The sequence below is a fragment of the Kitasatospora sp. NPDC058048 genome (genome assembly GCF_042885555.1).
GTDB lineage: Bacteria > Actinomycetota > Actinomycetes > Streptomycetales > Streptomycetaceae > Kitasatospora > Kitasatospora lactacystinica.
Window position 1 is genome coordinate 282,244 of the sequence record NZ_JBHVRT010000004.1, and the last position, 26,829, is coordinate 309,072.

Below are 26,829 nucleotides of genomic sequence, written 5' to 3' on the forward strand. Positions count from 1 at the left end.
CGAGGACTCCGGGACGTCTGGGAGACTGACCCTGATGACAACTGCGAACACGACCGGCACAGCCACCCGCACCGACGGCCTCCGGGCCGAGGCGACCATCGATCTCGCCGCCCTGCGCGGCAACCTCGCCGCCCTGCGCGAACGCGTCGGCGGCGCGGCGGTGATGCTCGCCGTCAAGGCGAACGCCTACGGCCACGGCGCGGTCGAGTGCGCCCGGGAAGCGGTCGCGAACGGGATCGGCTGGCTCGGCTGCGCGACGCCGGACGAGGCGCTGGCGCTGCGGGCCGCGGGCATCCGCCCGGAGCAGGCCCGCATCCTGTGCTGGCTGTGGACGCCGGGCGGGCCCTGGCACGAGGCGCTGCGCGCCGACCTGGACATCTCGGTCAGCGGCCAGTGGGCGCTGGACGAGCTGCTGCCCGCCGTCCGCGAGACCGGCATCCCGGCCCGGGTGCACCTGAAGGCCGACACCGGCCTCGGCCGCAACGGCTGCCAGCCGCACGACTGGCCGCGGCTGGTGGCCGCCGCCCGCCGGGCCGAGACGGAGGGGCTGCTGACGGTCGTCGGCGTCTGGTCGCACTTCGCCGCGGCGGACGAGCCGGGCCACCCGTCGATCCAGGCCCAGCTGGACTCCTACCGCGCCGCGCTGGCCACGGCCGAGGCCGCCGGGCTGCGCCCCGCGGTCCGGCACCTGGCGAACTCCCCGGCCACCCTGCTGCTGCCCGAGTCGCACTTCGACCTGGTCCGCACCGGCCTGGCCGCGTACGGGCTGTCGCCGGTGCCGGAGGTGGGCTCGCCGGCCGACTTCGGGCTGCGCCCGGTGATGGCGCTGACCGCGCGGCTGGCGCTGGTCAAGCACGTCCCCGGCGGGCACGGGGTCAGCTACGGCCACCACTACACGACGCCGGGCGAGACCACCCTGGGCCTGGTCCCGGTCGGCTACGGCGACGGCATCCCCCGGCACGCCAGCGGCACCGGCCCGGTGCAGATCGACGGCAAGTGGCGCACGGTGGCCGGCCGGGTCGCGATGGACCAGTTCGTGGTGGACCTCGGCGGCGACACCCCGGCGATCGGCGACGAGGTGCTGCTGTTCGGCAACGGCGAGCGCGGCGAGCCCACCGCGGAGGACTGGGCCCGCGCCTGCGGCACCATCTCGTACGAGATCATCACCCGGATCGGCGCCCGGGTGCCCCGCCGCTACCTGGGCGGCAGCCACCCGGAGGGCCCGTCGGCATGACCGGCGCACCGGCCGAGGGCAGTCCGGTCGCGGCGGTCGCCAAGGCGGCCGGCGCCGCCTCCGGGGTGAGCCGGGCGGGTGTGATCGGGATCTCGGTCGGCGTACTGGCGGCCGGGGCGGCCGCGGGCGTCGCGGTGGAGCGGCTGACCGTCGGCCGGGCGATGCGCCGCCGGGCCCGGGCCGAGCTGGACGCGAACGCCCCGTACGGCTCGCTGCGCGGCCGTCCCAGGACGGTGGCCGCGCCGGACGGCACCGAGCTGTACGTCGAGCTGGACGGCACCGGCTGGAGCGGGCCGGACGGGGACGGCACCGGCGCCGAGCCGCTGACCGTGGTGTTCTGCCACGGCTACTGCCTCAACCAGGACAGCTGGCACTTCCAGCGGGCCGCGCTGCGCGAGGGCATGCGGCTGGTTTTTTGGGACCAGCGCAGCCACGGCCGCTCCGAGCGCTCCCGTTCGTACCTGGCGGGCGAGCCGGCCGGCATCGACCAGCTGGGCGGCGACCTCAAGGCCGTGATCGACGCCGTCGCCCCGACCGGGCCGCTGGTGCTGGTGGGCCACTCGATGGGCGGCATGACGGTGATGGCGCTGGCCGACCAGTACCCGGAGCTGTTCCGCGAGAGGGTCGCCGGGGTGGCGCTGATCGGCACCCTCGCCGGGGACTGGAACGAGGTCAGCCTCGGCCTGCCGAGGGCCGGTGCGAAGCTGTTCAGGAAGGTCGCGCCCGGCATGGTGAAGCTGCTGGGCCGCCAGGTCGACCTGGTCGAGGCGACCAGGCGGCTGGGCTCGGACGTGGCCGCCGTGTTCTACCGGAGGTTCTCCTTCGGCGGCCGGGACGTCGACCCCGGCGTGGTGCGCTTCGCCGAGCAGCTGCTGGACGCCACCCCGATCGACGTGGTCGCCGAGTTCTACCCGGTGTTCGGCGCGCACGAGAAGTACGAGGCGCTGGCCGCCCTGCGGGGCCTGCCCGCGCTGGTGCTGGCCGGGACGAAGGACCTGCTGACGCCCTCGACGCACAGCGAGGCGATGGCCGCGCGGCTGCCCGGCGCCGAATTGGTCCTGGCCGAGGGCGCCGGGCACCTGGTGATGCTGGAGCGCCCGGAGCTGGTGGACCACGAGCTGGCGCGGCTGCTGCGCCGGGCCGCCGGCTTCGCCGGGGCGGCGCCGCTGCCCGCGGCCGTCCTCGACCTGGCCCGGGAGCGGGTCGCGGAAGCCGTCGTCGACCCCGTGTGAGCCCCGGTGGCGCGCGGATGTGGCACGGTAGCGGTGGCGGCCGGTGGTCGGTGCGCCGGTACGGACCGAAGGGCAAGACACGCGCATGGGCTCGCACGCCACTCTCACCGTCCCCACCCCGGAGCGGATGGGCCGGCTCGGCCGGGAGCTGGCCGCGCTGCTGCGGCCGGGTGACCTGGTGCTGCTCTCCGGGGAGCTGGGCGCGGGGAAGACCACGCTGACCCGGGGCCTGGGGGAGGGCCTGCAGGTCCGCGGGGCGGTGACCTCGCCGACCTTCGTGATCGCCCGGGTGCACCCCTCGCTGGTCGGCGGCCCGGCGCTGGTGCACGTGGACGCGTACCGGCTGGGCGGGGACCTGGACGAGATGGAGGACCTCGACCTGGACGTCTCGCTGCCCGAGTCGGTGGTCGTGGTCGAGTGGGGCGAGGGCAAGGTCGAGCGGCTGTCCGAGGACCGGCTGGAGGTCCGGATCGAGCGCGCCATCGGCGGCACGGCGGACGGGGACGACCAGGACCCGCGCCGGGTGGTGCTGACCGGGATCGGCCCGCGCTGGGCGGACGCGGCGCTGGCGGACCTCGGATAGCCGACGGGCGACAACGTCCCGCCGACGGGTGCCGACATCTTGCCGACAGGCTGTCGGCAAGATGTTGCGGGCGGGGTGCCGGGCGTGGTGGGATGGGTGCTGCGGTTAGGTCTGCCTAACTAGGGAGGCGCCATGTCGAGCACCACCCCCGCCCCGGAGCGCGCGGTCCCCGCCGCCGGGGCCGGAGAACCGGCCCGTCGCGCTCCGGGAGAGCCGATGCGGGCGCTGCTGGCCGCCTGCGCGGCCGCCGAGGCGGTGTCCACCCCGCCCGAACCGCGGCCCCGACCGGACGAACGGCCCGAGGCGCAGGCGCCCCGGGCCGCGTGAGGCCGGTCCTTCCGGGCCCGGGCCGTTCCGGGCCGTCCGGGTCAGGCGATCACGACCACCTTGGTGTCCTTCGGCGCGAAGTCCCAGAGCAGCTGCCCCTCGGCGCGCCCGCTGCGGATGCCGCCGGTCTTGGCGCTCGGGTCGGTGGTCGGCGTCGCGCCGTCCACCGCCGCGCTGAAGCCGAACACCACGCCGTTCTGCTGCGCGAAGCGCACCACGTGCTCGATCTGCTTGCCGTCCGTCCCGGTGGTGGTCTGGGTGCGGCTGTACACGGCGTAGCTGCCCGGGGCCGGCTCGACCGAGCCCGGGGTGACCGGGAAGGCGGCCGCGACCTGCGGGGTCTTCTTCGGGTCGACCAGCCAGACGTAGTGGCTGCCGACCGAGTAGACCACCCGGATGCCGGTGCCCGAGGTGGTCGGCAGCGCCGGGACGGTCGGGGTGGCCGAGGCCGTCGGCGCCGCGGCGGTGGCGGTGCCGGTCGCCGTGGTGGTGGCCGTGGGCTTGGGGCCGCCGGCCCGGTCCTGGGCGCCGTTGGCCTGGAAGGCCAGCAGGCTCACCACCGCCAGGGCCCCCAGGGTCAACCCCGTGACCACCACTCCAGGACCCATCTTCGCCACGTTGCCGCTCCCGCCGCCGTCCCTTTACGTACGGCCCCATCGTGCCAGGTTCATCCGCGCGGGTCGCAGCGCCTCGGATGTGTGTTCCCGGGTGGTACACCTTGCCGATCGGCCGGTCGGCCCAACGCGGTCTAACCTTGACCCCGTGCTGCTGCTCGCGTTCGACACCGCTACCCCCGCCGTCACCGCCGCCGTCCACGACGGCACGGCCGTCCTCGCCGAGACCCACCAGGTCGACGCCAGGCGCCACGGCGAACTGTTGCTGCCCGCGATCGACGGGGTGCTGCGGGCCGCGGGGGTGGACAAGCACCGGCTGACCGGCATCGCGGTCGGCGTCGGCCCCGGCCCGTACACCGGCCTGCGGGTCGGCCTGGTGACCGCCGCCGCGCTCGGCCACGCGCTCGGGCTGCCGGTGCACGGCGTCTGCACCCTGGACGCGATCGCCTTCCAGGCCCGCGCCGAGGGCCTGGCCGGGCAGCCGTTCACCGTCGCCACCGACGCGCGCCGCAAGGAGGTCTACTGGGCCTCCTACGACGCCGAGGGCCGCCGCACCGAGGGCCCCGGCGTGGACCGCCCGGCCGAGCTGACCCCGCAGGAACGCTCCGTCGGCGCCGGCGCGCTGCTCTACCCCGACGCCTTCCCGGGCGGGCACGGCCCCGAGCACGTCTCGGCCGGCGCCCTGGCCGGGTTCGCCGCCGCCGAGCTGGCCGCCGGACGCGAGCTGCTGCCGAACCACCCGCTGTACCTGCGCCGCCCGGACGCCCAGGTCCCGGCCGGCTACAAGGCGGTGCTCCCGGCGTGAACCACGGCACCACCCTGCGCCCGATGCGCTGGTGGGACATCGCGCCGGTGCTGGAGCTGGAGCTGCGGCTCTTCCCCGAGGACGCCTGGTCCGCCGGGATGTTCTGGTCCGAACTGGCCGAGTCCCACCCCGGCGGAACCCGCCACTACACCGTCGCGGCCGCCCCGGACGGCACGATCGTCGGCTACGCCGGCCTGATGGCGATCGCCGGTGAGGGCGACGTCCAGACCATCGCCGTCGACGCGCGCCACCAGGGCGCCGGTCTCGGCGCGGCGCTGCTCACCGACCTGATCCGGGAGGCCGCCCGGCGCGAGTGCGCCGAGCTGCTGCTGGAGGTGCGGGTGGACAACCCGCGCGCCCAGCGGCTGTACGAGCGCCACGGCTTCGAACCGGTGGGCATCCGGCGCGGCTACTACCAGCCCGCCAACGTCGACGCGCTGGTGATGCGCCTCGACTCCCCGAGCACTGACAGCACTGACCCGAAGGACATTGAGGACACCCGCCATGGCTGACGAACCGCTCGTCCTCGGTATCGAGACCTCCTGCGACGAGACCGGCGTCGGCATCGTGCGCGGCACCACGCTGCTGGCCGACGCGGTCGCCTCCAGCGTCAACGACCACGCCCGCTTCGGCGGCGTCGTCCCGGAGATCGCCAGCCGCGCGCACCTGGAGGCGATGGTCCCGACCATCCAGCGCGCCCTGGACACCGCCGGGATCAAGGCGAGCGACCTGGACGGCATCGCCGTCACCGCGGGCCCCGGCCTGGCCGGCGCGCTGCTGGTCGGCGTCAGCGCCGCGAAGGCGTACGCCTGGGCGCTGGACAAGCCGCTGTACGGGGTCAACCACCTCGCCTCGCACATCTGCGTCGACCAGCTGGAGCACGGCCGGCTGCCCTCGCCGACGATGGCCCTGCTGGTCTCCGGCGGGCACTCCTCGCTGCTGCTCAGCGAGGACATCACCAGCGACGTCCGCCCGCTCGGCGCGACCATCGACGACGCGGCCGGCGAGGCCTTCGACAAGGTCGCCCGGGTGCTCGGCCTCGGCTTCCCCGGCGGCCCGATCGTCGACCGCACGGCCCGCGAGGGCGACCCGAAGGCGATCGCCTTCCCGCGCGGCCTGACCGGCAAGAACGACCCGGAGTACGACTTCTCCTTCTCCGGCCTGAAGACCGCCGTCGCCCGCTGGGTGGAGGCCAGGCGCCGGGCCGGCGAGGAGGTGCCGATCGCCGACGTGGCGGCGTCCTTCCAGGAGGCGGTCACCGACGTGCTCACCCGCAAGGCCGTCAAGGCGTGCAAGGACAGCGGCGTCGACCACCTGATGATCGGCGGCGGCGTGGCGGCCAACTCGCGGCTGCGCGAGATGGCCCAGCAGCGCTGCGACCGGGCCGGCATCCGGCTGCGGGTGCCCCGGCCGGGCCTGTGCACCGACAACGGCGCGATGGTCGCGGCGCTCGGCGCCGAGATGGTGTGGCGCGGCCGCACGCCGTCCGCCTTCGACCTGTCCGCCGACTCCTCGCTGCCGGTGACCGAGGTCCACGTGCCCCACACCGACATCCACGGCCAGGCCTACGACGCCCTCGGCGGTGGCGCGGCATGACCGTCGCCGCGATGTGGGAGGCCCGGGCGGCCGACGGGCGCGGGCCCGAACTCGCCGCCTGGGCCCGGGAGTCGGCGCTGCCCGGGCTCCGCGGCTCGACCGGGCTGGAGCGCCTCGAACTGCTCACCGCCCCGGGCGGGCGGGTGCTGCTGATCACCTGGTGGAACGGCGAGCCGGTGCCCGTCGCCGACCCGCCGGCCGAGCTGCTCGGCCGCCCGGTGCACCGCTGGTCCTTCACCAGCGAGCACATGGAGTAGCCCCGTACCGGGAACCGCGCGACCGGCCGTTACCGTGCATAGCTGAGAGAATGCTGGACGGGAACCGGGAGCGCGCAGCGGTGATCAGGAACGGGCGGAGCAGGACCAGGACGTACGCGGCGGGGGCGGTGGCTCTGCTGGCCTTCGCCACCGGGTGCGGCGACAACGGGGGCGGCGGCAGCGCCGCCCCGGCCGCCGCGACCACGCCGGCCGCGCCCCGGCCCTCCGGCGCCGCGCCGACCGCGGCCGCGACCACCGCCGCCGCGGCCGGCGCCCCGGCGGGAGCGGGCGCGGCGGCCTGGGCCAAGTGGAACCTCACCCCGCTCGCCCCCGCCCCGGCGGCGCCCGCCGACAAGCCGATAAAGCTCGAACGGACCGGCCCTGTCCCGGTGTTCAGCGACGTGAGAACGAGCGACAAGGTCGTCTTCATCACCATCGACGACGGGGCCGAGAAGGACCCGAAGTTCGTCGAGATGCTCACCGACCTCAAGGTGCCGATATCGATGTTCCTGACCCGGGACATCGTCAAGAACGACTACGGCTACTTCAAGCCGCTCCAGGCCCTGGGCAACCACGTCCAGAATCACACCGTGGACCACCCGGTGATGAGCAAGATCCCGGCGGAGAAGCAGAAGTCCGAGATCTGCGACGCGCAGTCCGCGCTCACCCAGCAGTACGGCGCCGCCCCGCTGCTGTTCCGCCCGCCGTTCGGCGACGGCGCCAACACCCCGACGCTCAACACCTCCGTCCAGCAGTGCGGCCCGCGCGCGATGGTGCTCTGGCGCGAGTCGATGCAGATCCACGACATGCAGTACCAGGCGGCGGACAAGCAGCTGAAGCCCGGCGACATAATCCTGGCGCACTTCCGCGGCCCCAAGGAGCTCAAGGGCGCCACGATGACCCAGATGTTCGGCGACCTGCTGGCCCGGATACAGGAGCAGGGCTTCTCGGTGGCGCGGCTGGAGGACTACATCCAGCCACCCGCGTGACCGACGCCGCGGGTCGACCCCCTAGCGCGCCGCGACCGGCTGTCCCAGCATCATCAGCGGCCCGTTGTCGGTGCGGCTGAGGATCACCGTGACGCTGTTCGGCCCGGAGGGCTTGAGCTGGCGGCGCAGCTCCTCCGGGGTGATCGCCATCCCGCGCTTCTTGATCACCACCGTGCCGACCGCCCGCTCGCGCAGCAGCGCCTTCAGCTTCTTGATGTGGAACGGCAGCACGTCGGTGAGCTCGAAGGCGTGCGCGTACGGGGTGGCGACCAGCTCGTCCGAGGTCAGGTAGGCGATCTTCGGGTCGATCAGCCGGCCGCCCACCTGCCCGGCCACCTCGGCCACCAGGTGGGCCCGGATCACCGCGCCGTCCGGCTCGTACAGGTACCGCCCGACCGGGCCGGCCGGCGGGTCGGGCAGGTCGCCGCCGGTCAGGCTGGCGCCCTGCGGCAGCAGGGTGGCGCGGTGCGGGCTCGCGGCCCGGGTGCCGAACCAGAGCACCGCCTCCTTGACGTCGCCGTGGTCGGAGACCCACTCGGCCTCGGCGTCCTCCGGCACGGCCTCGTGCGGGATGCCCGGTGCGACCTTCAGCGCGCCGATCGGGGTCCGCCGGCCGGCCTCGATCGCCCAGGAGAGCGGCGGGGCGTACGCCTCCGGGTCGAACACCCGGCCGCGCGAGGTGCGCCGGGCCGGGTCGGTGAACACCGCGTCGTAGCCGCTGACGTCCACCTCGGCGACGTCCGCGCAGCGCACCTCGACCAGCTCGGACAGGCCCAGGGCGGCGGCGTTGGCCGCGGTGGCGGCGCAGGCCGCCGGGTCCTTGTCGACGGCCAGCACCTCGATGCCCGCCCGGGCCAGCGCCAGCACGTCCCCGCCGATGCCGCAGCACAGGTCCGCCAGCCGTCGGACGCCCAGCGCGGCGAACCGCTGCGCCCGCCACTCGGCCACGCTGCGCCGGGTGGACTGCTCGACCCCGTTGGGCGTGAAGTACATCAGGTCGGCGTCCGCCCCGAACTTCGCCCGCGCCCGCTGCCGCAGCCGCGCCTGCCCGAAGGCCGCCGAGACCAGCTCTGCCGGATGCTCCCGGCGCAGGCGGGTCGCCAGCGCCAGCTCCTCCTCGGGGGTGAACTCGCGCAACTCGGCGAGCAGGGCCTGGCCCTCGGGCGTCAGCAGCGGCTGGAGGTTCTCGGTGTCCACGGGGGCCATTCTCGCCGCTCGGCCGGTCGGTCACCGCAGCGCGGCGGTCACCGGCCGATGACGGGGATGCCGGAGGCGAGCCAGCCCACGAGCACGCCCAGCGGTGCCGCGGCCACCGCGGCGTACGGCGTGATCCGGTAGCCGAGGCGCCGGGTGCCCCGGTGGGTCAGGGTCAGCAGCACGAGCAGGACCACGACGCCGAAGACGTCCAGGGCCACCGTCCCGGGGCCGTACAGGGCGAGCAGCTTCAGCACGTTGAGCACGAGCGATCCGAGGAACACCGCGACGGCGGTCACCGCGAGCACCACCGCGGCGAGCACCAGGTCCGCCGCCCAGTGGATCCGCGGCGGCTCGGACGGGGCGGCCGGCCGGCTCACCGGAACACCCCCGGGACGAGCGGCGGCGCGGGCGGGGCGTCCTTCGCGCCGGAGGGTCCGACGCGTACCGGGGTGTCGGTCATGGCAGGAGTCTGCCCGAGGGAGCGCCGTCCGTACATGGGTACGGGAATCCGGACGCCCAGGGCGCGTCGTTGGCACTCTGGTTGACTGAGTGCTAACACGGCCCTATGGTCGTCCTTGGCACTCTCCACCGGGAGAGTGCTAATGCGACGACGTGTGTCTGACCCCCGCGACGGCAGGCCCGCAGGATCGCCCTACCCGTTAGAAAACCCCGTAATCTCCGAAGGGGAGCTCGGACGTGACCACCAGCAGCAAGGTTGCCATCAAGCCGCTCGAGGACCGCATTGTGGTCCAGCCGCTCGACGCCGAGACCACCACGGCCTCCGGCCTGGTTATCCCGGACACCGCCAAGGAGAAGCCCCAGGAGGGCGTCGTCCTGGCTGTCGGCCCGGGCCGCTTCGAGGACGGCCAGCGTCTGCCGCTCGACGTCGCCGTGGGTGACATCGTCCTGTACTCGAAGTACGGCGGCACCGAGGTGAAGTACCAGGGCGAGGAGTACCTGGTGCTCTCCGCCCGCGACGTCCTCGCGATCATCGAGAAGTAAGACGTTCCGACCCGCCCCGGATCCGTGTCCCAAGTGACAGGGGCCCGGGGCGTGGTTGTTGGTTCACGTAGTTCGGCGGCCGGTGGGCCGGCCGCAGCCCCGAGGGAATAGGGAACATGGCGAAGATCCTGCAGTTCGACGAGGACGCCCGCCGCTCGCTGGAGCGCGGTGTCAACAAGCTGGCCGACACCGTCAAGGTGACCATCGGCCCCAAGGGCCGCAACGTCGTCATCGACAAGAAGTTCGGCGCCCCGACCATCACCAACGACGGTGTCACCATCGCCCGCGAGGTCGAGCTGGACGACCCGTACGAGAACCTTGGCGCGCAGCTCGTCAAGGAGGTTGCCACCAAGACCAACGACGTCGCGGGTGACGGCACCACCACCGCCACCGTGCTGGCCCAGGCCCTGGTCAACGAGGGCCTGCGCAACGTCGCCGCCGGTGCCGGCCCGGCCGCCCTGAAGAAGGGCATCGACAAGGCCGTCGCCGCCGTCTCCGAGCACCTGCTCTCGGTCGCCCGCGAGATCGAGGGCAAGGACGACGTCGCCGCCGTCGCGTCCCTCTCCGCCCAGGACACCCAGGTCGGCGAGCTGATCGCCGAGGCGATCGACAAGGTCGGCAAGGACGGTGTCATCACCGTCGAGGAGTCGAACACCTTCGGCGTGGAGCTGGACTTCACCGAGGGCATGCAGTTCGACAAGGGCTACCTGTCGCCGTACTTCGTCACCGACGCGGAGCGGCAGGAGGCGGTCCTGGAGGACCCGTACATCCTGATCAACCAGGGCAAGATCTCCTCCATCCAGGAGCTGCTGCCGCTGCTGGAGAAGATCCTCCAGGGCGGTGCCTCCAAGCCGCTGCTGATCATCGCCGAGGACGTCGACGGCGAGGCGCTGTCGACCCTGGTCGTCAACAAGATCCGCGGCACCTTCAACGCCGTCGCCGTCAAGGCCCCGGGCTTCGGCGACCGCCGCAAGGCGATCCTCGGCGACCTGGCCGTCCTGACCGGTGGCCAGGTCATCTCCGAGGAGGTCGGCCTCAAGCTCGACCAGGTCGGCCTGGACGTGCTGGGCACCGCCCGCCGCGTGACCATCACCAAGGACGAGACCACCGTCGTCGACGGCGCCGGTGACACCGAGGCCGTGGCCGGCCGCGTCGCCCAGATCAAGGGCGAGATCGCCGCGACCGACTCCGACTGGGACCGCGAGAAGCTGCAGGAGCGCCTGGCCAAGCTGGCCGGCGGCGTCTGCGTCATCAAGGTCGGCGCCGCCACCGAGGTGGAGCTGAAGGAGCGCAAGCACCGCCTGGAGGACGCCATCTCGGCGACCCGTGCCGCGGTCGAGGAGGGCATCGTCGCCGGCGGTGGCGCCTCCCTGGTCCACGCCGCCAAGGTGCTGGACGGTGGCCTGGGCCTGTCGGGCGACGAGGCCACCGGTGTCGCCGTGGTCCGCAAGGCGCTGCACGAGCCGCTGCGCTGGATCGCCCAGAACGCCGGGCTCGAGGGCTACGTCATCACCCACAAGGTTGCCGAGCTGGAGGCCGGTCACGGCTACAACGCGGCCACCGGTGAGTACGGCGACCTGCTGAAGGCCGGCGTCATCGACCCGGTCAAGGTCACCCGCTCCGCCCTGGAGAACGCCGCCTCGATCGCCTCCCTGCTTCTCACCACCGAGACCCTCGTGGTGGAGAAGAAGGAGGAGGAGGCCGACAACGGTCACGGCCACGGCGGCCACGGCCACTCGCACTGAGGCTCCGACGCCTGACCGGAGGCCCGGTCCGCGCCCCGCGAGGGGTGGCGGGCCGGGCCTCCGGCGTTCACCTTCACCGTTCAGCTATCAGTAGAATTTTGCAGAATGCAAAGATTGCCTTATAACTAAGGCATGATCGAGGCCCGCCATCTGCGCGTCCTGCGTGCCGTCGCCCGCACCGGCTCCTTCTCCGCCGCCGCCCGCGAGCTGGGGTGTACGCAGCCCGCCATCAGCCAGCAGATGAAGGCGCTGGAGAAGTCGGTGGACACCCCGCTGGTGGTCCGCTCGGGCCGCGGGATGCAGCTCAGCGAGGCCGGCCGGGTCCTGCTCAAGCATGCCACCGGAATCCTCGCCGGGCTCTCGGCCGCCGAGGAGGAGGTGGCCGCGATCGCCGGGCTGCGGGCCGGGCGGGTGCGGCTGGTCTCCTTCCCGACCGCGAGTTCCACCCTGGTGCCGCCCGCGGTCGCCCGCCTGCGGGACGGCCATCCGGGGGTGCGCGTGTCGCTGGTCGAGGCGGAGCCGCCGGAGTCGCTGGCGATGCTGCGCGGCGGCGAGTGCGAGATCGCGCTGGCCTTCCGCTACCCGCAGTCCGACGGCGCCGTCGCGCTCCCGGCGCCGGCCCACGGCACGCCGCGCGAGGCGCGCGCCGAGGCCAATCTGGAGGCGCAGCAGCTGACCGCGGGGTCCGACTGGTCCGATCTGGTGGTCACCCCGCTGCTGGACGACCCGCTGGTGGGCCTGCTGCCCGCCGCCCACGGGCTGGCGGGGCGGGGCGGGGCGGTGGGGCTGGCCGAGCTGGCGGGGGAGCAGTGGATCGCGGGCTGCCCGCAGTGCCGGGGGCACCTGGTGGAGCTGTGCGCCGGGGCGGGCTTCGAGCCGCGGATCGACTTCGCGACGGACGACTATCCGGCGGTGGTCGGCCTGGTGGCGGCCGGGCTGGGAGTGGCGGTGCTGCCCCGGCTGGCGCTCCGGTCGGTGCGTCCTGACGGCGTGTCGACGGTGCCGGTGCACACGGCCTCCGGGGCGCCCGCGGTGCGCCAGGTGGTCGCGCTGACCCTGCCGGACCTGGCGGAGGTGCCGGCCGTGGCGCTGATGCTGGAGCGGCTGGCGGGGGCGGCCGCCGATCGCTGACGGTGGGTGACGGGGCCGCGGGGGTCCGGTACGTACGGTGAGCCAGAAGGCTGAAGCGCCGCGAAGGAACGTTTCTTCACGGCGCTCACGGAGTCGGGTCTAGCGCTGGGCGACCGCCGGCGGGGCCAGCGGGACCTCGATCAGTCGGTGCCGCGAGCGCCCCAGCATCTCCTCGCGCTCGTCCTCGGTCATCCCGCCCCAGACGCCGTACGGCTCACGGACCGCCAGTGCGTGCGCCGCGCACTCGGCGATCACCGGGCAGCGCATGCAGACCTCCTTGGCGCTGGCCTCGCGCGAACTGCGCGCGGCCCCGCGCTCGCCCTCGGGGTGGAAGAAGAGCGAGCTGTCCACGCCACGGCAGGCTGCGGAGAGCTGCCAGTCCCAGAGGTCCGCGTTGGGACCGGGGAGGCGGGAGAAATCTGCCATGGCTCATTCCCTTCAGAGGCTGTCGGCCGTCGGCCGGGCGTTCGGCGGGGCTGCTGCCGAGCGGTGCGGCGGGGCTTCGATGCACTGGTGTGGACACCTGGAAATATGACTTAAGGCAACTCCATGGACAAGTCACCCACACACTGGCACAACAGTCAATGACCATACGAAAGCTATAAAAACGGGCATAGCGGGCAAGGGCTCCGCCGGGCGCGGGCGTGGCAATCGGGTGGCCGACGGGCGCGCGACGTGCCGAATCGGTGTGCGGGTCGTACGCCCACCGCGCGCGAGCTGCGCAAAAGTGCGGCGTGTGCACCGCGATGCGGCTGATCGGTAATGGGTTGGCCACGTACAGTGGTGGAGATGGCCCCGAAGGCCGTAACTCATTCGAGTGACGGTCGTTGGAAGTGCGGAGGCGGTTAGCGGGCGCCGGACGTCGGGAACGATCGCGGGCAGGTTGGGGCGATCAGGACGGAGTCTGTCGCCGATCGGCCGTGTCGGAGAGGTTCGTACCAGCCAGGAGGCTCAACGTGACGCGGATCAGCTGCGGAGGACGACGGTCATGACTTCCGTTCTCGTTTGCGACGATTCCCCGCTCGCCCGCGAGGCGCTTCGCCGCGCGGTCGCGACCGTACCCGGTGTGGACCGGGTCACCACCGCGACGAACGGGGAGGAGGTCCTCCGCCGCTGGGTGGCCGACCGCTCCGATCTCGTTCTGATGGACGTCCGGATGCCCGGCCTCGGCGGGGTCGAGACGGTCCGGCGGCTGCTGTCCGCCGACCCCGGCGCGCGGATCATCATGCTCACCGTCGCCGAGGACCTCGACGGCGTCGCGCTCGCGGTGGCCGCCGGCGCCCGCGGGTACCTGCACAAGGACGCCTCGCGTGCCGAGCTGCGGGCCACCGTCACCCAGGCCCTCGCCGACCCGACCTGGCGGCTCGCCCCGCGCCGGCTGCGCAGCCCCGACATGGGCGCGGCACCGACGCTGACGGCGCGTGAGATCCAGGTGCTGGAGGGCATGAGCCACGGCCGCAGCAACGCCGAGATCGGCCGTGAACTGTTCCTCTCCGAGGACACCGTCAAGACCCACGCCCGACGGCTGTTCAAGAAGCTCGGGGCCTCCGACCGGGCGCACGCGGTGGCGCTGGGTTTCCGCTGGGGCCTGGTCCGCTGACCACCGGCGGCGCCGCCGGGTGCGGCGTGCCGCCGGCGGTTCCCGGAGCGGGTGCCGCACAGGCGTGTGACGTTACGGTCCCGAGGTTGCACCATGGAGGAGTGGAGCACCTCGGGGACCAGCGGACAGGCACTGCGGCGAACCACGCAGCCGCAGGACACTCGGCGGACGGCGCGACGGACGGGACCACCACCGATCGCGGCGGGGCGGGAGGCGGCACGGTGCAGGAGGGGCCGGTGGTGCGGGGCACGCCCTACGGTGCCACAGCGCATAACGTTCCGGTGCACAACTCCGGACGCGGTGCCGCGTTTTCCCGCTCGACCAGGCACCATGGACCGATGCGCGACGACGTCGCCGGTACGGCCGGCCAGGCGGACCCGGCGGAGGCCGAGCCCTCCGGTCCGGGCCGTGATCCGTCGTACGCCGACTCCGACGGTCCCGCCGGCATGACCGGCCAGGACCGCCCGCCGGTGCTCGGCACGGGCGGCTCGCCGCTGATGGGCGAACTGGTCGCGGCCGCGGTCCGCGGCGAGGGCCCGGCGATCGACGCGCTGCTCGCCTACGTCCACCCGCTGGCGCTGCGGTACTGCCGCGCCCGGCTGGTCCGGCTGCCCGGCGGGGCCCGGCACCACGTGGACGACGTCGCGCAGGAGGTCTGCGTGGCCGTCCTCTGCGCGCTGCCCCGGTACAAGGACCAGGGGCGCCCGTTCGAGGCCTTCGTGTACGGGATCGCCGCTCACAAGATCGCCGACCTCCAGCGGGCCGCGATGCGCGGACCCGGCTCGACCGTCGTGCCGCAGGACGACCTGCCCGAGGTGCCGGACGAGGCGCTCGGCCCCGAGGAGCAGGCGCTGCTGAGCAGCGACGCCGCCTGGGCGAAGGAGCTCCTCTCCAACCTGCCGGCCCGTCAGCGCGAGCTGGTGCTGCTGCGGGTGGCCGCCGGGCTGTCGGCGGAGGAGACCGGCGAGGTGCTCGGGATGTCGCCCGGCGCCGTCCGGGTCGCCCAGCACCGGGCGCTCAGCCGGCTGCGGGCCCTCGCGGAGGAGTCTTCCTGATCGGGTCCCCCGATCCGGCGGCCCGTCCCGATCCGCACTCTTTCCACCGTTTGCGGGCGGAATGAGCCACGGGGCCGGGTTGTTGTCAAGGGCACACGAGGACACATTCGCGGTGCCAGTACCATGGGGTATCGGCGCCTGGGCGGGTTGCCAAAGTTTGACGGGTGCGCTCTGGGTCCCCTTGGAGGATCCTCCCATTGCATCCGGCTTCGGCGGTCTGCGCGAGTGAGCGATGAATGCGCCCCCACCCTCGGGCGTGAGCGGATAAGGCCGGCCACGGAAGGTACCCCCCAAATGTCTTACAACGCCGCAGGCGTACCCGAGAAGTTCGCGATGCTCGGGCTCACGTACGACGACGTCCTGCTGCTGCCCGGGGCCTCCGAGGTGCTGCCGAACCAGGTGGACACCTCCTCGCGGGTCTCCCGGAACGTGCGCGTCAACATCCCGCTGCTGTCCGCGGCGATGGACAAGGTGACCGAGTCGCGCATGGCCATCGCCATGGCCCGCCAGGGCGGCGTCGGCGTGCTGCACCGCAACCTGTCGGTCGAGGACCAGGCCAACCAGGTCGACCTGGTCAAGCGCTCCGAGTCCGGCATGGTCACCGACCCGATCACGGTCGGCCCGGAGACCACCCTGGCCGAGGCCGACGCGCTGTGCGCCAAGTTCCGCATCTCCGGCGTGCCGATCGCCGACGAGGCCGGCAAGCTGCTCGGCATCGTCACCAACCGCGACATGGCCTTCGAGTCGGACCGCAGCCGCCAGGTCCGCGAGATCATGACCCCGATGCCGCTGATCACCGGCAAGGTCGGCATCTCCGGGGTGGACGCGATGGCCCTGCTGCGCCGCCACAAGATCGAGAAGCTGCCGCTGGTCGACGACGAGGGCCGGATCAAGGGCCTGATCACCGTCAAGGACTTCGTCAAGGCCGAGCAGTACCCGAACGCGGCCAAGGACGCCGAGGGCCGGCTGCTGGTCGGCGCCGCCGTCGGTGCCAGCGCCGAGGCGTTCGACCGGGCCCAGGCCCTGGTCGAGGCCGGTGCGGACTTCCTGGTGGTGGACACCTCGCACGGCCACAGCCACAACGCGCTGGCCTGGATCGCGAAGATCAAGTCGGCCGTCGGGATCGACGTGGTCGGCGGCAACGTGGCCACCCGGGACGGCGCCCAGGCGCTGATCGACGCCGGCGTGGACGGCGTCAAGGTCGGCGTCGGCCCCGGCTCCATCTGCACCACCCGCGTGGTCGCCGGCATCGGCGTCCCGCAGGTCACCGCCATCTACGAGGCCGCCCAGGCCTGCCTGGCGGCCGGTGTGCCGGTCATCGGCGACGGCGGCCTGCAGTACTCGGGCGACATCGGCAAGGCGCTCGCCGCCGGTGCCGACACCGTGATGCTCGGCTCGCTGCTGGCCGGCTGCGAGGAGTCCCCGGGCGAGCTGATGTTCATCAACGGCAAGCAGTTCAAGTCCTACCGCGGCATGGGCTCGCTCGGCGCCATGCAGTCCCGCGGCCAGGGCCGCTCGTACTCCAAGGACCGCTACTTCCAGGCCGAGGTGGCCTCGGACGACAAGCTCGTCCCCGAGGGCATCGAGGGCCAGGTGCCCTACCGCGGCCCGCTGTCGGCCGTGCTGCACCAGCTCGTCGGCGGTCTGCGCCAGACCATGGGCTACGTCGGCGCCGCCACCGTCGCCGAGATGGAGAGCAAGGGCCGGTTCGTCCGGATCACCTCGGCGGGCCTCAAGGAGAGCCACCCGCACGACATCCAGATGACCGTCGAGGCGCCGAACTACTCGGCCCGCTGACCCGCTGAACCCCCGAAGGGCCCGCTGCCGCACCGCGGCGACGGGCCCTTCGGGCTGCCCGGGGCGCGGCCCGCGTGCGCCGGGGGTGCGGCCCGGGGGCGCGGCTCCGGGCGCGGCCGGAGGCGTCCGGGGCGTGTCCGGGCCGTGGGCCGTCGGGGCGGGACCAGCGGCGGTACGGGATACTGGGGTGCGGCCGGGGTGACCCGGCGCGGGCATGAGCAACAAAGCAGAAGGGCTCGAAGTGACTGAGATCGAGATCGGGCGAGGCAAGCGCGGCCGACGGGCGTACGCCTTCGACGACATCGCCGTCGTCCCCAGCCGCCGTACCCGGGACCCGAAGGAGGTCTCGATCGCCTGGCAGATCGACGCGTACCGCTTCGAGCTGCCGTTCCTGGCCGCCCCGATGGACAGCGTGGTCTCGCCGCAGCAGGCCATCCAGATCGGCCGCCTCGGCGGTCTGGGCGTGCTGAACCTCGAAGGCCTGTGGACCCGCTACGAGGACCCGCAGCCGCTGCTGGACGAGATCGCCGCGATCACCGACGAGTCCACCGCGACCCGCCGCCTCCAGGAGATCTACGCCGCGCCGATCCGCGCCGAGCTGATCAAGCAGCGGATCCAGGAGGTCCGCGACTCCGGTGTGGTCACCGCCGCCGCGCTCTCGCCGCAGCGCACCGCCGAGTTCTCCAAGGCCGTGGTCGACGCCGGCGTCGACGTCTTCGTCATCCGCGGCACCACCGTCTCGGCCGAGCACGTCTCCAGCGCCGCCGAGCCGCTCAACCTCAAGCAGTTCATCTACGAGCTGGACGTTCCGGTGATCGTCGGCGGCTGCGCCACCTACACCGCCGCGCTGCACCTGATGCGCACCGGCGCCGCCGGCGTCCTGGTCGGGTTCGGCGGGGGCGCCGCCCACACCACCCGGAACGTCCTGGGCATCCAGGTGCCGATGGCGACCGCCGTGGCCGACGTGGCGGCCGCCCGTCGCGACTACATGGACGAGTCCGGCGGGCGCTACGTGCACGTGATCGCGGACGGGGGCGTCGGCTACAGCGGGGACATCCCGAAGGCGGTCGCCTGCGGCGCGGACGCGGTGATGATCGGGGCCGCGCTGGCCCGGGCGACCGACGCCCCGGGCAAGGGGTTCCACTGGGGGATGGAGGCCGTCCACGAGGAGCTGCCGCGCGGCAAGCGGGTGAACCTCGGCGCGGTCGGCACCACCGAGGAGATCCTCACCGGTCCTTCGCACACCCCGGACGGGACCATGAACCTGTTCGGTGCGCTGCGGCGCGCGATGGCCACCACGGGGTACACGGAGCTCAAGGAGTTCCAGCGGGTCGAGGTGACGGTGAACCCGGCGCTCGATCACCGCTGACGGGTGTCGACGGAGGCCCCTGCCGGGAATCGGCGGGGGCCTTCGGCGTTTTCGGGGGGCTTGCGGGAGGGGCGCCGGCGTCAGCTTCGGGTGGCGGTGCGGCGGGTGAGGAGGAAGCCGCCGATGAGGGCGATGGCGTAGAAGGCGGCATCGAGGGGGCGGAGGTCGGCGCGCCAGGCGGTGACGGTGTCGTGCAGCAGGCCGTGGGGGGCGGGGCCCTCGGCGCGCAGGCGGCGGAGGTGTTCGATCAGTTGGCCGAGGAGGAGGGCGCCGGCGGCGAGGAGGGCGCCGAGCGGGGGGAGCGAGCGGCTCTTGCCGCCGAGGCGGCCGAGGGGGAGGGCGACCAGGCCGGCCGGGGCGATGGCCAGCCAGCCGAGGCTGTCGGCGGCGCGCAGGGGGGCGCTGCCGTAGGCCAGGCCGCCGATCAGCATGGCGAGCACGGCGAGGGCCACGGCCAGGGCGGTGCGGCGGCGGGGGACGGGCCGGGGCGGGGGTTCGGTGGGTTCGAAACCGGCCACGGGGGCGCCGGGCATGCCGGGGGCGACGTATCCCTCGGGGGCGGCCGGGGGCGGCGCGACCGAGTAGTGCTCGGCGGTGCGGGGCCGGGTCGATGGGCCGTCAGTGCCCGGCGCGGGTGCGGTCATGGGCGTCGAATCCCCCCGGAAAGACGATGAGCTGCCGAACGGTAGCAGTGGTTCGGGCAGATCTTGGCGAGTTTTCGATCACAGATCGAGCACGGAGCGCCGCGCCCGTTCCGGTTCGTCCCGGCTTGTGGCGGGGGCCGGGTGGTCGCGGGCCCTCCGGACAGGAGATGATGGAGGCTTGGGCGTCCGGGCCCCAGGTCGGGCCGACGTGCCGTCACCACGACCGCCAGCAGCACATGGGGGAACGTTCCGAATGACCCAGGCGAAGGGTTCCACCGGCCGCCTCCTGGCCGGCCGCTACCGCCTGAACGGCGTGCTCGGGCGCGGTGGCATGGGCACGGTCTGGCGTGCCGAGGACGAGATGCTGGGCCGGACCGTCGCGGTCAAGGAACTGCGGATGAACGCCAGCGTCGACGAGGAGGAGAAGCACCGGCTGATCACCCGGACGCTGCGCGAGGCCAAGGCGACCGCGCGGATCCGGCACAGTTCGGCGGTGACGGTCTTCGACGTGGTCGACGAGGACGACCGGCCGTGGATCGTCATGGAGCTGGTCGAGTCCCGCTCGCTGGCCGACGTGGTGCGGGAGGACGGGCCGCTGGAGCCCGCCCGGGCCGCGGAGATCGCGCTGGACGTGCTGGGCGTGCTGAGCGCGGCGCACGCGCTGGGCATCCTGCACCGGGACGTCAAGCCGTCCAACGTGCTGATCGGCGAGGACGGCCGGGTGGTGCTCACCGACTTCGGCATCGCCAGTGTGGAGGGCGACGCCTCCGTCACCTCGACCGGGATGCTGGTCGGCGCGCCCTCGTACATCTCGCCGGAGCGGGCCCGCGGGCAGAAGCCCGGGCCGCCGGCCGATCTGTGGTCGCTGGGCGGCACGCTGTACGCGATGGTCGAGGGCCGGCCGCCGTACGACCGGGGCTCCGCGCTGGCCACGCTGACCGCGGTGATGACCGAGGACCTGGCGGCGCCGGTGAACGCCGGGCCGCTGCGGCCGGTGATCGAGGGGCTGCTGGCGAAGGACCCGGCCGAGCGGCTGGACGCCTCGCAGACCCGGTCGATGCTCAAGCGGGTGGTCGCGGATTCCACCGCGCGGGCGGAGTCGACCACCGAGCACGCGGTGCCGGTGGAGAAGGCGGCGCCGGAGCCCGCGAAGGAGGAGCCGGAGCAGGCCGAGGAGGGCCGCAAGCGGCCCGTGGCCGGGCTGCTGGGGACGGTCCGGGTCGGCAGCCGGGCCCAGGACGAGGAGCCCGTCGAGAAGCCGGCCGGGGAGCCGGAGGCGCCGGAGCCGGAGTCGATCCGGCCGGTGACCAGTGAGTGGACGATGGGCGCGACGCAGGCGGCCGGGGCCGACCCGCGCACCGGTCGGCGGCGGCTGGCCATCGCCACCGTGATCGTGGTGCTGCTGCTGATCGCCGGGGTGGTGGCGGTGCTCCGGATGGTCGGCAACGAGGACGGCGGGTCGGGCGGCGGGGCCGCGCAGAGCGCGGGGGCCACCGCGCCGGTGACGGCGGGTACGGAGCCGGAGTCGAGCCCGGGCGCGACGGCGCCGCCGGCGGGCGGACCCGCTCCGCAGCCGACCGGCGACCCGGCCGCGGTGCCGGACGCGCCCGTGCAGTCGGCCGGTTCGCCGGCGGCTCCCGTGCAGCCCCCGGCACCGGTCCAGACCCCGGCGCAGCCCACGCCGGGGGGCGTGCCGGCCGGGTACCACGAGTACAAGGACCCGAGCGGCTTCTCGGTCGTGCTGCCGGACGGCCTGCAGCCGACGGCGTCCGACGCCAACCGGCGGATCTTCAAGAACGCGGCGGACGGCAGCCAGCTGCGGATCGAGTGGACCACGTCGCCCGGCGCGAGCGCGGTCGCCGATTGGCAGGAGTCGGAGCCGAGCGTCCGCGGGCAGGTCACCAACTACCAGCGGCTGAACCTGGCGGCGATCACCTACCGGCAGTGGAGCAACGCCGCGGACTGGGAGTGGACCAACGGCACGCCCAGGATGCACTCGCTCAACCGCGGCTTCGTGACCGGGACCCCGGCCAAGTACGGGTACTCGATCTACTGGATCGTCCCGGACGCCGAGTGGGCCGCCCAGGCCCCGGTCCGGGACGTCGTCTTCAACAGCTTCCAGCCCGCGCCGTAGACAGGCTCTAGCCGAGCAGGCGCTGCTTGGCGCGGGTGAACTCGTCCTCGGTGAGGGCACCGGAGGTGCGCAGGGCGGCCAGCCGTTCGAGCTGGCCGATGAGCTGTTCGCCGGTGGCGGCTCCGGCCGGTGCGGCGGGCAGGGCCTTCGGGGTGTTGCGGGCGGCGCGGGCGGCGGCCCGGAGCTGCTCGGCGAAGAACTCGGCCTTGACCACGTCCTCGAAGCGGTGCGAGCCGGTGAGCGCCACCACCAGGAGCACTTCGCCGTTGAGCTTGGTGCGGGTCACGGTGACGTCGCTGACGGCGGCGAGCGGAACCGGGACCGGCGGCTTGCCGTCCTTCAGGAACAGGAGCCGATGGGTGGTCAGCACGAGCACTCCCTTGCGGAAGTGCTCGGGGTGGCGCCCGGCGGTGGAGGCGACCGGTTTCTCGCCGTCGATGACGGTCGCCTCCACGGCGCGGACGGCCTCGGCCTGGTTGGCCTTGCTGCTGTTCCCGGACGCCTCGAGGGCGGTGTCGATCAGATCGGTCCAGTCCATGGATCGAGCCTAAGGGAGCCGCTCAGTAGGCTGGTCGGCGAGCGAGAGGAACTGGCATGCGAGGCGGCCCCGAGCTGTTGCTGGCGGGACGGTACCGGCTGACGGACCGTCCCGGACCGCTGAGCGCCCACGCGGTGGACGAGCGGACCGGAGAATCGGTGCTGCTGAGCGCCCTGGAGCTGCCGGGGCTGCTGACGGTGGGGCAGGATCCGGAGGACGCCGCCGCGGCTCAGGCGGACCGCCTGGTGCGGCGGGTGGCGGCGGTCGGTTCGGCCGCGCCGGTCGCGCACCCGCGGCTGCTGCGGGGGGTCGGCGCGTTCGTCGAGGGCGAGCTGCTGTGGACGGTGGAGGAGCGGCCGGCCGGGTGGACGGTGGCCGAGCTGCTCGCCGAGGGACCGCTGCCGCCGTACCGGGCGGCCGAGTTGGCGGCGGACCTGGCGGGCGCGCTGCGGGCGCTGCACGCGGCCGGGCTGACCCACGGCGGCCTGACCGCGGAGTCCGTGGTGGTCTGCGAGGACGGTGCGGCGATGCTCGGCGGACTGCTCGCCGGGGTGGCGCAGGAGGCGCTGGCCGAGGAGCTCGGCGGGCCGGCCGGGCGGCGCCGGTACGAGGTGCGGGCGACCCTGGTCGGTCCGGTGGCGGAGCGTTGGCCGCTGGACGGCGGCCCGGCGGGCGACTGCTGGGCGCTCGGGGTGCTGGTGCAGCGGATGGTCACCGGCCGCGCGCCGTACCCGGAGCGGAACGTGCCGGAGCTGGTGACGGCCGTACGGGACGGGCGGCGCGAGCCCTCGGTGGTGTGCGGGCCGCTCGGGCCGCTGGTGGAGCGGCTGTTGCAGGCCGATCCGGTGCGGCGGCCGACGGCGGAGGCGGTGCGCGGGGAGCTGGCGGAGCTGCTGGCGGGGGCGCCGGAGCCGGTCGACGAGGAGCGGCTGGCGGCGATCGCGGTGCCCGCGCCGCCGGTGTCGAGGCAGCCGCGTCGGCGGGGCGGGAGGACCGGGGGCCCCGGGGGCGGCAGGAGTGCCCGAAAGGGCGGGAACGGCGGGGACTTCGGGGCAGGAAACGGTGCGAAACCGCCCCGGATACCCCCGGCCCTATTGGGCCCGCTGATGGTCGGTGGAGTGTTCGCGCTGCTCGCGCTGGGAATTGTCGCGGTGGTGCTGTTCGCGGGCTGACGATCCGCTGGGATTCCGGTCCTGCGGTTCAGCGGGTGGGCATGATTACCCGGGGCGGCAAGGTGCGCCTAATGTGTGCGTGGGATTTGTTCGAACAGTGGTCTGCACCAGGCCCTCCGTCGCTGTGACGGCTGGCGGAGTGTGTGGGGGAGCGGGCGCAGATGGGCGTGCAGGACCGGCCGGAGGCGGCCGAGGCGGAGCGGTTGCTGGCCGGGCGGTACGAGCTCGGCGAGCGGCTCGGCCGGGGCGGCATGGGCACCGTCTGGCGGGCCTGGGACCGGATGCTCGACCGCGAGGTCGCGGTCAAGGAGCTGACCGTCAACCACCTGCCCGAGGAGGACCTCCAGATCCTGCACACCCGGATGAAGCGCGAGGCCAGCGCGGCCGCGCGGATCAAGCACCCCGGTGTGATCACCGTGCACGACGTGCTGGAGCAGGACGGCCGGCCGTGGATCGTGATGGAGCTGGTCGACGGCCGCTCGCTGGCCGACGTGATCAGCCAGGACGGCACCCTGCAGCCGCGCGCCGCCGCCGAGGTGGGCAGCCAGGTACTGGCCGCGCTGCACCGGGGCCACCAGCTGGGCGTGCTGCACCGGGACGTGAAGCCGGCCAACGTGCTGCTGGAGCGCGGCACCGGGCGGGTGGTGCTGCTGGACTTCGGCATCGCGAAGTACGAGGGCTCGACCGAGCTGACCCGGCCGGGGGACCTGGTCGGGTCGCCGGACTACCTGGCGCCGGAGCGTGCCCAGGGTGAGCGGCCCGGGCCGGCCTCCGACCTGTGGGGCCTCGGGGCGACGCTGTACGCGGCGGTCGAGGGCCAGTCGCCGTTCCGGCGGGATTCGCCGATCAGCACGCTCGCCGCGGTGGTCGACGAGCCGCTGCCGGAGTCGCGGCGGGCCGGGCCGCTGGGGCCGGTGCTGGCCGCACTGATGGCCAAGGACCCGGCCGAGCGGCCCACCGCGGACGAGGCGGCCAAGATGCTGGCCGAGGTGCAGGCCGGGCACACGATGGGCCTGAAGTCGGTCGCGGCGGTGCGCACGCCGACCCGGTCGGTGCCGGTGGTGGACCGCAGCGACGGTCCGGCGCCCGAGGCGGAGCCGGCCGAGGGCTCCGAGGAGCCGACCGAGCCGAAGGCCGCCGCACCCGCCGCACCCGCCGCGTCCGCTGTCCCCGCCGTTCCCGCAACGCCCGTCGTCCCCTCCGAACCGGACACCACCGGGGGCGCACAGGCCGCTGCCCGGGCGCACACCGGGCCCGTCGCGCCGGTGCCGCACTCCGTCACGCCCGAGCGGGGGCCGGCCAAGCGCCGCAGCCTGCTGAAGATCGTCGGCATCGCGGTGGCCGTCGGCCTGCTGGCCGCCGCGGGCACCTTCCTCGTCACCCGGCACGTGGTCGGCGGCGACAGCCCCAACGACCCGACGCCGACCGCCGCGGAGTCCACCGGGCCCGAACCCACCAGCGACGCCACCCCCGCGGTGGCACCGCCCAGCGGCTACCACTGGGTCGACGACCCGGCCGGCTTCCGCTTCCCGCTGCCGAACGGCACCCCGCCCTGGCAGCGGATCAGCGCCGGCGACAACCAGATCTTCTACAGCCCCGACGGCAAGGTGCACTACCTCCAGTTCGCCGTCACCGTCGGCCAGTCGGTCAAGCCGCTGGAGCACATGCGGCAGATGGAGACCAGCGTCTCCAAGTCGCTCAAGGACTACAAGCAGCACCGGATGGCCGGCACGGCGGTGAAGGGCCAGGAGGCGGCGGTCTGGGAGTTCAGCTACCTGGCCAAGGACGGCGGCCGCCGGCGCGCGATCGAGACCGAGTTCATCAGCCAGGACGGCACCAGTTACGCGATCTACTCGTCCAGCCCGGAGCGGGGCAGCGAGTGGAACGAGGCCGAGCAGCGCTTCTACGCCGTGCTCAACAGCTTCACCCCGACCCGCTGACCGGGGCCGGTCGAGGCGCCCGCTTTCACCCGACTGCGGCAGATTCTTGTTACCGACGGGTACCGGACCGGGCGCCGAACGCCTAGGCTGCGCCGTATGTCGGACCTCACAGCAGACGCAGTGGCCACCGGACACCCCGGCACGGGCAACCCGGCGGCACCCGGCGGCGCGCGGACCGTCGCCGCGGCCGTCCCGCCGTCCCTGGTCGCCAGGCTGGCGACCGGCGTCACCGCCACCGGCGAGCCCGACCTGGTGGAGACCGTCGCCCCGCTGACCGGCGAGCGGCTGGCCAGCCTGCCGCAGTCCACCCCGGCCGACGTCGAGGTCGCCTTCCAGCTGGCCCGCCGCGCCCAGGCCGCCTGGGCCGCGCTGCCGGTGCGCCGCCGGGCCGCCGTCCTGCTGCGCTTCCACGACCTGCTGCTCAAGCGCCAGGACGAGGTACTGGACCTCGTCCAGGCGGAGACCGGCAAGGCCCGGCTGCACGCCTTCGAGGAGGTGCTGGCCGTCGCCATGGCCGCCCGGCACTACGGGCGGGCCGCGCACGGGTACCTCCGGGACAAGCGGCGCGGCGGCGCGCTGCCGGTGCTCACCCAGGCCGTCGAGGCCCGCCGGCCCAAGGGCGTGATCGGCCACATCTCGCCGTGGAACTACCCGCTGGAGCTGTCCGTCGGCGACGCCCTGCCCGCCTTCGTGGCCGGCAACGCGGTGGTCAACAAGCCCGACACCCAGACCGCGCTGACCGCGCTGTGGGCCCGCGAGCTGCTGATCGAGGCCGGGCTGCCGGCCGACCTGTGGCAGATCGTGATCGGCGACGGCCCGGTGATCGGCCCCGCCGTGGTGGAGCACGCCGACTACGTCTCGTTCACCGGCTCCACCCGTACCGGCCGCGACGTCGCCCAGCGCGCCGCCGCCCGGCTGGTCGGAGCCTCGCTCGAACTCGGCGGCAAGAACGCCATGCTGGTGCTCGCCGACGCCGACCTCGACGCGGCCGCCGCCGGCGCCGTGCGGGCCTGCTTCTCCTCCGCCGGACAGCTGTGCATCTCGATCGAGCGGCTGCTGGTGCACCGCTCGGTGGCCGACGAGTTCCTGGAGCGCTTCGCCGCCCGCACCCGGGCGCTGCGCCTCGGCGGCGGCCTCGCGTACGGCGCCGACATGGGCTCGCTGGTCTCCGTCCGCCAGCTGGAGACCACCACCCGGCACGTCGACGAGGCGGTCAAGGCGGGCGCCACCGTGGTGGCCGGCGGACGGGCCCGGCCGGACCTCGGTCCGTTCTTCTTCGAGCCGACCATCCTCGACGGCGTCACCCCGGACATGGCGGTCTGCGCCGAGGAGACCTTCGGCCCGGTCGTCTCCGTCTACCGCTTCGACACCGACGAGGAGGCGGTGGCCGCCGCCAACTCCACGCCGTACGGCCTCAACTCCAGCGTCTGGACCAGGGACCTGCGGCGCGGCCGGACGGTCGCGTCCCGGCTGCGCACCGGCACGGTCAACGTCAACGAGGCGTACGCCGCCGCGTACGGCTCGATCGCCTCGCCGATGGGCGGGATGGGCGACTCCGGGCTGGGCCGCCGGCACGGCGCCGAGGGCATCCTGCGCTTCACCGAGGCGCAGACCATCGCGACCCAGCGGCTGATGCCGATCGCGCCCTCGTTCGGCCTGGACGACAAGCAGTTCGCCGCGGTGATGACCGGCGGCCTGCGGGCGCTCAAGGCGCTGCGCTTCAAGTAGGCCCGCTTCACGTGGGCCCGCTTCACGTGGGTCCGTTTCACGTGGGCCCGCTTCACGTGGGCCCGTTTCGCGCGGGCCCGGGCGGCGGGGCGCGCGCCCCCGGGGGGGCCGCCCCGGCCCCCCCCCCCCCCCCACGGTAA

General features: G+C 73.9%; 26 protein-coding genes. 20 read left to right on the top strand and 6 right to left on the bottom strand.

From position 1 onward, the window contains the following. Positions 1-34 precede the first annotated feature (34 nt). The 4 genes from alr (at position 35) to ACFVVA_RS06760 (ending at position 3,376) form a co-directional block, all read left to right on the top strand. Positions 35-1,234 carry an alanine racemase gene (gene alr / locus ACFVVA_RS06745; protein ID WP_380538516.1) on the top strand — a complete coding sequence of 400 codons (1,200 nt, stop codon included), beginning with the start codon at positions 35-37 and terminating at the stop codon, positions 1,232-1,234. Then, positions 1,231-2,466, top strand: a complete 1,236-nt coding sequence (locus ACFVVA_RS06750; RefSeq protein ID WP_387686317.1) for an alpha/beta fold hydrolase — start codon at positions 1,231-1,233, stop codon at positions 2,464-2,466. Before alr ends, ACFVVA_RS06750 begins: the two co-directional genes overlap by 4 nt. A gap of 85 nt (positions 2,467-2,551) precedes the next feature. Next, positions 2,552-3,049, top strand: coding sequence for a tRNA (adenosine(37)-N6)-threonylcarbamoyltransferase complex ATPase subunit type 1 TsaE (gene tsaE, locus ACFVVA_RS06755; protein WP_359897495.1), 498 nt, complete (start codon positions 2,552-2,554; stop codon positions 3,047-3,049). 132 nt (positions 3,050-3,181) lie between these two features. Then, complete coding sequence (locus ACFVVA_RS06760) at positions 3,182-3,376, top strand: hypothetical protein (protein ID WP_387686320.1); 195 nt, start codon at positions 3,182-3,184, stop codon at positions 3,374-3,376. Between the two features lie 41 nt (positions 3,377-3,417). Here the strand turns inward: ACFVVA_RS06760 and ACFVVA_RS06765 are convergent, their stop codons facing one another. Beyond that, entirely contained in the window at positions 3,418-3,984 is a 567-nt protein-coding gene (locus ACFVVA_RS06765) for a hypothetical protein (RefSeq protein ID WP_387686322.1), read from the bottom strand. 154 nt (positions 3,985-4,138) lie between these two features. Here ACFVVA_RS06765 and tsaB point away from each other — a divergent pair, with 154 nt between their 5' ends. Genes tsaB through ACFVVA_RS06790 form a run of 5 tightly spaced genes read left to right on the top strand, consistent with a single transcriptional unit; the run spans position 4,139 to position 7,637 of the window. Next, positions 4,139-4,795, top strand: coding sequence for a tRNA (adenosine(37)-N6)-threonylcarbamoyltransferase complex dimerization subunit type 1 TsaB (gene tsaB / locus ACFVVA_RS06770; RefSeq protein ID WP_380356892.1), 657 nt, complete (start codon positions 4,139-4,141; stop codon positions 4,793-4,795). 23 nt (positions 4,796-4,818) lie between these two features. Then, positions 4,819-5,307, top strand: a complete 489-nt coding sequence (rimI, locus tag ACFVVA_RS06775; protein ID WP_387686383.1) for a ribosomal protein S18-alanine N-acetyltransferase — start codon at positions 4,819-4,821, stop codon at positions 5,305-5,307. Beyond that, on the top strand, positions 5,300-6,391 hold the full coding sequence (tsaD, locus tag ACFVVA_RS06780; protein WP_387686324.1) for a tRNA (adenosine(37)-N6)-threonylcarbamoyltransferase complex transferase subunit TsaD: 1,092 nt from the start codon (positions 5,300-5,302) through the stop codon (positions 6,389-6,391). Before rimI ends, tsaD begins: the two co-directional genes overlap by 8 nt. After that, positions 6,388-6,648, top strand: coding sequence for a hypothetical protein (locus ACFVVA_RS06785; protein WP_387686327.1), 261 nt, complete (start codon positions 6,388-6,390; stop codon positions 6,646-6,648). The genes tsaD and ACFVVA_RS06785 overlap by 4 nt, the downstream gene beginning before the upstream one ends. A 50-nt stretch (positions 6,649-6,698) precedes the next feature. Continuing rightward, positions 6,699-7,637, top strand: a complete 939-nt coding sequence (locus ACFVVA_RS06790; RefSeq protein WP_387686329.1) for a polysaccharide deacetylase family protein — start codon at positions 6,699-6,701, stop codon at positions 7,635-7,637. A gap of 21 nt (positions 7,638-7,658) precedes the next feature. Here the strand turns inward: ACFVVA_RS06790 and ACFVVA_RS06795 are convergent, their stop codons facing one another. After that, on the bottom strand, positions 7,659-8,843 hold the full coding sequence (locus tag ACFVVA_RS06795; protein WP_387686331.1) for a methyltransferase domain-containing protein: 1,185 nt from the start codon (positions 8,841-8,843) through the stop codon (positions 7,659-7,661). A 38-nt stretch (positions 8,844-8,881) separates the two neighbouring features. Next, positions 8,882-9,211 carry a hypothetical protein gene (locus ACFVVA_RS06800; RefSeq protein ID WP_387686333.1) on the bottom strand — a complete coding sequence of 110 codons (330 nt, stop codon included), beginning with the start codon at positions 9,209-9,211 and terminating at the stop codon, positions 8,882-8,884. Between the two features lie 319 nt (positions 9,212-9,530). Here ACFVVA_RS06800 and groES point away from each other — a divergent pair, with 319 nt between their 5' ends. The 3 genes from groES (at position 9,531) to ACFVVA_RS06815 (ending at position 12,712) form a co-directional block, all read left to right on the top strand. Beyond that, positions 9,531-9,836, top strand: a complete 306-nt coding sequence (gene groES / locus ACFVVA_RS06805; RefSeq protein ID WP_014136232.1) for a co-chaperone GroES — start codon at positions 9,531-9,533, stop codon at positions 9,834-9,836. Positions 9,837-9,952: 116 nt separating this feature from the next. Then, entirely contained in the window at positions 9,953-11,581 is a 1,629-nt protein-coding gene (groL, locus tag ACFVVA_RS06810) for a chaperonin GroEL (protein ID WP_387686335.1), read from the top strand. Between the two features lie 132 nt (positions 11,582-11,713). Next, entirely contained in the window at positions 11,714-12,712 is a 999-nt protein-coding gene (locus tag ACFVVA_RS06815) for a LysR family transcriptional regulator (protein WP_387686337.1), read from the top strand. 99 nt (positions 12,713-12,811) lie between these two features. On the opposite strand, the gene ACFVVA_RS06820 is transcribed toward ACFVVA_RS06815, so the two are convergent. Continuing rightward, positions 12,812-13,138 carry a WhiB family transcriptional regulator gene (locus tag ACFVVA_RS06820; RefSeq protein WP_387686340.1) on the bottom strand — a complete coding sequence of 109 codons (327 nt, stop codon included), beginning with the start codon at positions 13,136-13,138 and terminating at the stop codon, positions 12,812-12,814. A gap of 562 nt (positions 13,139-13,700) precedes the next feature. On the opposite strand from ACFVVA_RS06820, the gene ACFVVA_RS06825 reads away from it, so the two are divergent. From ACFVVA_RS06825 to ACFVVA_RS06840, 4 genes are all read left to right on the top strand, one after another. Then, positions 13,701-14,312, top strand: a complete 612-nt coding sequence (locus ACFVVA_RS06825) for a response regulator transcription factor (RefSeq protein WP_014136228.1) — start codon at positions 13,701-13,703, stop codon at positions 14,310-14,312. Positions 14,313-14,758: 446 nt separating this feature from the next. Continuing rightward, complete coding sequence (gene shbA, locus ACFVVA_RS06830; RefSeq protein WP_387686385.1) at positions 14,759-15,367, top strand: RNA polymerase sigma factor ShbA; 609 nt, start codon at positions 14,759-14,761, stop codon at positions 15,365-15,367. Positions 15,368-15,661: 294 nt separating this feature from the next. Continuing rightward, positions 15,662-17,164, top strand: a complete 1,503-nt coding sequence (guaB, locus tag ACFVVA_RS06835) for an IMP dehydrogenase (RefSeq protein WP_387686343.1) — start codon at positions 15,662-15,664, stop codon at positions 17,162-17,164. A 241-nt stretch (positions 17,165-17,405) separates the two neighbouring features. Beyond that, positions 17,406-18,533 (top strand): GuaB3 family IMP dehydrogenase-related protein, encoded by a 1,128-nt coding sequence (locus ACFVVA_RS06840; protein ID WP_380356899.1) that lies wholly within the window; start codon positions 17,406-17,408, stop codon positions 18,531-18,533. Between the two features lie 80 nt (positions 18,534-18,613). Here the strand turns inward: ACFVVA_RS06840 and ACFVVA_RS06845 are convergent, their stop codons facing one another. After that, positions 18,614-19,177 carry a hypothetical protein gene (locus tag ACFVVA_RS06845; RefSeq protein ID WP_387686346.1) on the bottom strand — a complete coding sequence of 188 codons (564 nt, stop codon included), beginning with the start codon at positions 19,175-19,177 and terminating at the stop codon, positions 18,614-18,616. Between the two features lie 253 nt (positions 19,178-19,430). On the opposite strand from ACFVVA_RS06845, the gene ACFVVA_RS06850 reads away from it, so the two are divergent. Continuing rightward, on the top strand, positions 19,431-21,311 hold the full coding sequence (locus ACFVVA_RS06850; RefSeq protein ID WP_387686348.1) for a serine/threonine-protein kinase: 1,881 nt from the start codon (positions 19,431-19,433) through the stop codon (positions 21,309-21,311). 7 nt (positions 21,312-21,318) lie between these two features. Here the strand turns inward: ACFVVA_RS06850 and ACFVVA_RS06855 are convergent, their stop codons facing one another. Next, entirely contained in the window at positions 21,319-21,849 is a 531-nt protein-coding gene (locus ACFVVA_RS06855; RefSeq protein WP_387686351.1) for an SHOCT domain-containing protein, read from the bottom strand. Between the two features lie 56 nt (positions 21,850-21,905). Here ACFVVA_RS06855 and ACFVVA_RS06860 point away from each other — a divergent pair, with 56 nt between their 5' ends. The 3 genes from ACFVVA_RS06860 (at position 21,906) to ACFVVA_RS06870 (ending at position 26,689) form a co-directional block, all read left to right on the top strand. Next, a complete protein-coding gene (locus ACFVVA_RS06860) occupies positions 21,906-23,021 on the top strand; it encodes a protein kinase (protein WP_387686353.1) in 1,116 nt (371 codons plus the stop codon). A 161-nt stretch (positions 23,022-23,182) separates the two neighbouring features. Beyond that, positions 23,183-24,961 (top strand): protein kinase, encoded by a 1,779-nt coding sequence (locus tag ACFVVA_RS06865; protein WP_387686356.1) that lies wholly within the window; start codon positions 23,183-23,185, stop codon positions 24,959-24,961. Positions 24,962-25,057: 96 nt separating this feature from the next. Beyond that, positions 25,058-26,689, top strand: a complete 1,632-nt coding sequence (locus tag ACFVVA_RS06870; RefSeq protein WP_387686358.1) for a succinic semialdehyde dehydrogenase — start codon at positions 25,058-25,060, stop codon at positions 26,687-26,689. Positions 26,690-26,829 lie beyond the last annotated feature (140 nt).